This window comes from Bacillus sp. JJ1609, assembly GCF_036967045.1.
Classification (GTDB): domain Bacteria; phylum Bacillota; class Bacilli; order Bacillales; family Cytobacillaceae; genus Mesobacillus.
In genome coordinates, this window is sequence record NZ_JBALSS010000031.1 from 106,704 (window position 1) to 112,857 (window position 6,154).

The window sequence follows — 6,154 nt, forward strand, 5'->3', positions numbered from 1 at the left end:
AGCATTAACGCCCTGGGGGTCAGACCCCCAGGGCGTTAATACGTTAAAGCGCCGGGGGTCAGACCCCCGATGCTTTAAAGTGATACAGTAACCTAGCTTCCCTGTATCCCAATCAAGGAAACGCCTGCCATAATCAGCAGGACGCCGATGATTTTTGGCATGGTGAGTGGTTCGTTGAAGACGAAGTAGGCGCCGAAGACGGCGAAGATGTAGGCCAGTGACTGGATTGGGTACGCGACGCTGAGTGGAACGCGTGTCAGGATGAACAGCCACAGCACCGTTGCCAGCCCGTACATGAACAGGCCGCTCATGATGTATGGGGAGAGGAACAGCTTGACGACTCCGCCAACAGACTGATAGCTATCTGTGCGCCCCATCAGTCCGAACTTCCACAAAAATTGACCGCCGACCAGGATCAGTGTATTTAAAAAGATCAGAAAAAAGTTAAGAATGCTCATTTTGTCGTTCTCCGCTCATATCTTTATTCTTTGCCGACGCAAGCCCGGTTTTTAAGTCCTCATCCTCATCCCCGGCAGCCTGGCGATTCCTCAGGTCCTCAACAGTCTGTCCATTTTTCAAATCCTCAGCAGATACGCGATTATTCTTATTCTCCGCAGGCAGTCCGTTTTTCAGAACCTCTTCCCCGGCAGCCCGGCGCTTCCAAAAATCCTCACCACCCGGACCATTTCTCGATTCCAATGCATCCTGAGAATTCTTCAAATCCTCCAGCTCCTTTGAAAGGTAGGCGACCTCCTGAACAAGGTTAATCAATTTACTTTGCTGACGGGAAAAGACCATTGTATGGTACATCAATAGCGACAGGACTACGAAAAAACCAATCAAAAAGATTAACGATGGCATATAACTCACGCCAATCGCGACGGCCAAACTATTTAAATAAGGCAGGCCGAAGGCGACGAACAAAGCCCCAATCGCAAACAGCATCCACATGAAGGCTTGCTGGTCATGCAGCTTATGTTGTGATGTCAGCCAGATCACCTGCAGCAGGAAAAATACAGCAACGATGATGGCGATAAGTTGAACAGTGTTCATGAAATCCTCCTAGAAAACGGAACGTATTATCAGACAGAACCATTAAAGGTTGAAATCGTCCTAAAAAACCGAACGGATAATAGAAAAGAACGTAACCTTCATCATATAGTAAAGCGATTTTATCGGTGTAATCGATGATTGTCCACCTTGGCGGGCATTCATCTCCACCTTCATTTCCTTCACTTTATAGCCTTTATGGGCAAGCTTCACCAAAACCTCTACCTCAGGATAATCAATCGGATAATAAAGGGCGAATTCCTCAATGATCCGGCGGTTAACTACTCGATAACCTGAAGTCGGATCCATTACTTTGATCCCCGCCAAAAAGCGGATCATATAGTAAAAATAAAAAATTCCAAGCCTCCGCATCAGGCTTCCTTTATATGCGGTCTTCTCCACAAACCGTGACCCTATCACCATATCGTAACCGGAACGCTGTATTTCTTTTACAAGATTGCGCAAATCACGTGGATTATGCTGGCCATCTGCATCAAGCTGGATCGCATAGTCATACCCATGCCGCTGCGCATATTTATATCCCGTTTGCATCGCTCCGCCAATGCCGAGATTGACGGGCAGGGTAACATGGTTAAACTGGTTCTCCTTCAATATCTGTGCCGTCCGGTCCTTGGAACCATCGTTCACCACAAGATAGTCATAGTCACAGGAGTTGATCAGGTTCGTTACTGTATGGTAAATGGCTTCTTCTTCATTATAAGCAGGAATGATGATCAGCACTTTATTATGCATTGCAAGGCTCCTTTGTTTGTACTACGATACAAAGTATAACAAATGCACACAGGATAAGCGAAGGGAATTCTGATGGATTCGGACTTTTGCAGACTCCCTTTTTAGTGTATCCTTATTTTGAAATAAGACAGATAAAGGAAGGTACATCCATTGAAGCGTATTTTTGAAAAAGTAGGGCCCGTCCACTACTTGCTGCTGTTTCTATTCATCGAAGCCTGTCTCCTCTTTTATATAAAAGCTGGACCACAGCCTGCCATGGTTGTCACTCCCGACGGCAAACTCTATTACAACCTTGCCGAAAATCTGGTCAACGGCAAGGGCCTGATCAACACGGTGAGGGAAGAGGACATCATCGTACCGCCGTTATTTTCAATGATCTTGGCGCCATTTGTCCTGCTGTTTAACAGCCCGACTCCGTTTATCGTCGTTCAATATATTTTGTTCGCCTTGAACGGTGTGTATATCAGCTATTTGGCCGGCAAGGTGTTCCGGTCACAGCTTGCAGCCATCCTGACAGGAATTCTGTATGCGATCCAGCCAGTGCTCCTGCTGAATGGACCACAATATTTATTGACTGAAACCATTTTTATCACTTTTTTACTGGCTGTATTGCACATCAGTATGAACTGGATCACGTCGGAAAATAAACAAAAACCATTTTTTCTGCTGCTGTTCGTGATGACATTAAGCCTGCTATTCAGGCCGCACCTGTTATTCATGTTCCCGGTTGTCCTGCTGTTTGCACTCTTTTTTATTGTAAAAAAAGTGCAGAAACTCAGCTCGCTCGCAGCTTTCCTTATTCCGGTCGTTCTCCTGATGATAAACGGTTGGCATAACCAGTGGCTGCACGGGGAGTTTGTCACCCTGGAAAACTATAGCGGCATGAATCTCTATATTGCAAATAACCCTCAATCCGACATCGGTTTTTATAACTCAAATATGCTGCCGGATTACGTCGAGCCTATCTTTTATGAGTTAAAAGACGTACCGCTTTCTGAAAAAAGCGCGATTTTAAAGGAAGAAGCCTTTGGATATATTTTTGGCTCGCCAATCGAAACCGCAAAACGAGTTATCGTAAAGTTCTTCTTATTTTTCAAAGGAATTTTCCTGATCGATTGGATCACCATCATATTGAGTATCGCTGGATTATTGTTGGCTTTCTTGAAAATGAAGGAACAGCGAATTCTGCTGCTTTTCATTTTGCTGTATATTCTCGGATTCGCAGCTTTGACTTCAGCAGGCCTGCTTGTTGGGGGGCAACGTTATCGCACACCAATCATACCGGTGTATCTGCCATTCGCGGCTTTCCTGGTTGCACAGCTCGTTAGTGGGATTTTTCGGAAAAAACAAGTTGAGGAATAAATAATGAAAAAGGGGCAAGCGCTAAGTTTGTCCTCTTTTTTGTGGACAGATGGTCATGTATTCATGATGCTTGTCCTTTTTTCAGGGACCCTAAAAAAAGACATAAAAAAACCCCCGTCTTTTACCAGAAGAGGGGGGAAGCCCAAAATGGCTATTCAACCAAAATCTACTATAGCTTACGCTGGTTAACTTGCATTTATTAGGGTAATAATTATGGTAAAATAAAACATTAACTGTTAAAAAATCACAGTTCTCGCTATTGCCACCAATTTAATAGTGATAAAATACTGTCATTAGGATAATTTTGGACGTTAAACCGGTAAAGCAAGGAAAAAAGTTAAGAATTTATTCCTAACATTTTTTTTTGAAAAAACCTCATAAATTCTACTCTAGATCTCCAGATGTGCCCTTAGTTCTTCTTGCACCCTTTGTTTTTCAGCTTCATCCACCTGATAATAATAAATTCCATCTATCTTACCGCCAGTACCCTTTAACTCGATCTGTTCAATCTTTTTGCCAGCCTCTTTATACTTTGCCTGGATATTATACATCTCACCAAAAGTTAGGTTTGTTTTAATATTACCGCCAAGTGCGGCCAGAATTTCTTCATAGTTTCCCAGTGAGGACAAGCTTGCCCCCTCCCGAATCACGGCCCGGATGATTTCCCTCTGTCTGTACTGCCGGCCAAAATCGCCTCTTGGATCTTCATATCTCATTCTTGAAAAAGCCAAAGCCTTCTCTCCATTAAGTTTTATTTGCCCTTCAGGGAAATCATAGCCGCCATATTTGAAGCTAAGGTCGTTATGAACTGTTACGCCGCCAACCGCATCGACGATGTCGCGAAAACCTTCCATATTAATCTGTAAATAATAATCGAGCGGAATATCGAGGAAGTTTTCCACTGTGTCCATCGACATTTCGACGCCCCCGAAGGCATAAGCGTGGTTTATTTTATCCAGCTTATTTTTACCGATGATTTCTGTCCTTGTATCCCTGGGAATGCTCAGCATTTTTACTGAATTTAAGTTAGGGTTCACAGTAAGCACAATCATCGTATCGGAGCGCCCTTTGTCACCATCTCGTTCGTCTACCCCAAGCATCAGCACAGAAAAGGGTTCTTTTTTCTCAAGCGTGATTGGCTTTGACCGTTTTTCCGACTTTTCGCGGCTAATCGGTTCGTGCATCGTAGTAACGGTCTCGTTGAATGATTTATAAATGGAATAGCTGTAAATTCCGATCGCAGAAATAACGAGAAGGAAGGATACGATCAGGATGCGGATCCATTTCTTTTTTTTACCTGTGGCTGTGCGGGTCATATACTAGAAACCTCCAATTAAATTTCACCTATACTATCCTTAACTAGAACTTGCCTAAATAAAACCTGTTGAAATGAGCATATCAATAATGATATCCATTTAATACGCAAATCTCTCGTGAAAATCTGACTATTTATTTGGAATTTCGAGGTTGATGGGAAGGTCGAATTCCCACTATTTATTCCATTTTATTCCCTTAATATTAGGGAATATTTACATGTATTTCAAAAACATTAAATTTGATAAAATTTTGTTAGCAAGAAAGGATATTTCTTGTAAATTTACTAATTTATTAATCTTTTATTCCAGGAGGAATCACCTTGGCAAATTATTCTTTTAAAAAATTCCTTGCAGCGGGAACGTCTGCTGCAATCGTAGTTTCTGCTGTTGCTCCAGCAGCGATGGCACATGAAGATCATGTATTCTCAGATGTAAGCGGTAATTATGAAGAGGCTGTCTATACACTTCATGATTGGGGAATCGTAAACGGGAAGTCTGATACAACTTTTGGAACGAATATGAATCTAACTCGTGGAGATGCAGCAGTAATTATGGCGAACGCGCTTGGCCTTGATACAGAAGAGGCTCCTGATGCAGGATTCACAGATTTGATTCCGCGTATCGAGGGCTCTGTAAATGCTTTGGCTGAAGCTGGCATTATTTCTGGTGTTGGCGAAGGTAAATTTGCTCCAAACCTTCCGTTGACTCGCGGTGCAATGGCGAAAATCCTTGTTTTAGGCTTCGAGCTTGAGGATTATGCTATGGAAACTCCATTCAAGGATGCAGTCGGCGCGTTTGGACCATTTATCGAAGCACTATACGGCACAGAGATTACTTTTGGCAAGACAAAGGATTCTTTCGGAACAAACATGAACATCACTCGCGGTGATTTCGCCAACCTCCTTTATAGAACATTCACATTCATGGATGAGAATATTTATATGCCATATGCAGAATCTGCTGAAATCGTAGACTCTAACACTCTTAAAGTTACAATTGAAGAAGCAGCTCCAGAGGAATACGTTGCACAGGATGTTGCTGAAGGCCTAATGATCGGCTTTGAAGCAAAGGATGGCTCTATGACTATTCCTAGCTTGTTAAACGCAGAACTTTCTGCAGACCGTAAAACAGTAACCTTCGATATCACTCCAAGCCTCGAAGGCAAGGAAGGCACTTTATGGATTGATGATTTAGAATTGGCTGTTGATTTTGCTGCGCCAGTTGCTGGCAAAGGCTCTATCACCCTAGCAGGAACTGCAACTCCAGTAGCATTCGACTTCGCGGGAAAAACAACTGCAAACGTTGAACTAACTGGAACAAACGGTGTTGCTAACCTTGACGGCATGAAAATGTCAGTTGTCGACACATACGGCACTCCGTCAGCTAACGTAATCGTTACTTTGGACTCAACAACGGTTGAAGCAGCAAAAGCTGGCGAAGGCAAAACATGGGGAACATTGCAATACAAAAACGGCAACTGGGAACTAGTAAACGATGCAGTCTATGACAACATCCCAGCAGGCAGCTACGTCCTAAAAGCACCATTCACAGACGCAGCAAAAAACACAACAACCCTAACACTAAACGTAACAGTAAAATAAATCAGCGGTGGGTTCCACTCCCGCATTAACGCATTAAACCCCTGGGGGTCAGTCCCCCAGGGGTTTAATGCG

The 6,154-nt window shown here is 43.3% G+C and carries 6 protein-coding genes; 2 read left to right on the plus strand and 4 right to left on the minus strand.

Going from position 1 to position 6,154, the window contains the following annotated elements; genetic code table 11:
* Positions 1–92: 92 nt before the first annotated feature.
* Genes V7654_RS20685 through V7654_RS20695 form a run of 3 tightly spaced genes read right to left on the minus strand, consistent with a single transcriptional unit; the run spans position 93 to position 1,803 of the window.
* Positions 93–458 (minus strand): EamA family transporter, encoded by a 366-nt coding sequence (locus V7654_RS20685; protein WP_335432731.1) that lies wholly within the window; start codon positions 456–458, stop codon positions 93–95.
* A complete protein-coding gene (locus V7654_RS20690; RefSeq protein WP_335432732.1) occupies positions 445–1,053 on the minus strand; it encodes a DUF2304 domain-containing protein in 609 nt (202 codons plus the stop codon). Before V7654_RS20690 ends, V7654_RS20685 begins: the two co-directional genes overlap by 14 nt.
* Positions 1,054–1,113: 60 nt before the next feature.
* Positions 1,114–1,803 (minus strand): glycosyltransferase family 2 protein, encoded by a 690-nt coding sequence (locus tag V7654_RS20695; RefSeq protein WP_335432733.1) that lies wholly within the window; start codon positions 1,801–1,803, stop codon positions 1,114–1,116.
* Positions 1,804–1,953: 150 nt separating this feature from the next.
* Here V7654_RS20695 and V7654_RS20700 point away from each other — a divergent pair, with 150 nt between their 5' ends.
* Positions 1,954–3,165 carry a hypothetical protein gene (locus V7654_RS20700; protein WP_335432734.1) on the plus strand — a complete coding sequence of 404 codons (1,212 nt, stop codon included), beginning with the start codon at positions 1,954–1,956 and terminating at the stop codon, positions 3,163–3,165.
* Between the two features lie 389 nt (positions 3,166–3,554).
* On the opposite strand, the gene tagU is transcribed toward V7654_RS20700, so the two are convergent.
* Entirely contained in the window at positions 3,555–4,481 is a 927-nt protein-coding gene (gene tagU, locus V7654_RS20705; RefSeq protein WP_335432735.1) for a polyisoprenyl-teichoic acid--peptidoglycan teichoic acid transferase TagU, read from the minus strand.
* A gap of 320 nt (positions 4,482–4,801) precedes the next feature.
* Here tagU and V7654_RS20710 point away from each other — a divergent pair, with 320 nt between their 5' ends.
* A complete protein-coding gene (locus V7654_RS20710) occupies positions 4,802–6,082 on the plus strand; it encodes an S-layer homology domain-containing protein (RefSeq protein WP_335432736.1) in 1,281 nt (426 codons plus the stop codon).
* The last annotated feature ends 72 nt before the right edge of the window (positions 6,083–6,154 follow it).

Coding starts and splice junctions, on each gene's coding strand:
- V7654_RS20685 (WP_335432731.1), bottom strand. CDS start 458: ATGAGCATTCTTAACTTTTTTCTGATCTTTTTAAATACACTGATCCTG.
- V7654_RS20690 (WP_335432732.1), bottom strand. CDS start 1,053: ATGAACACTGTTCAACTTATCGCCATCATCGTTGCTGTATTTTTCCTG.
- V7654_RS20695 (WP_335432733.1), bottom strand. CDS start 1,803: ATGCATAATAAAGTGCTGATCATCATTCCTGCTTATAATGAAGAAGAA.
- tagU (WP_335432735.1), bottom strand. CDS start 4,481: ATGACCCGCACAGCCACAGGTAAAAAAAAGAAATGGATCCGCATCCTG.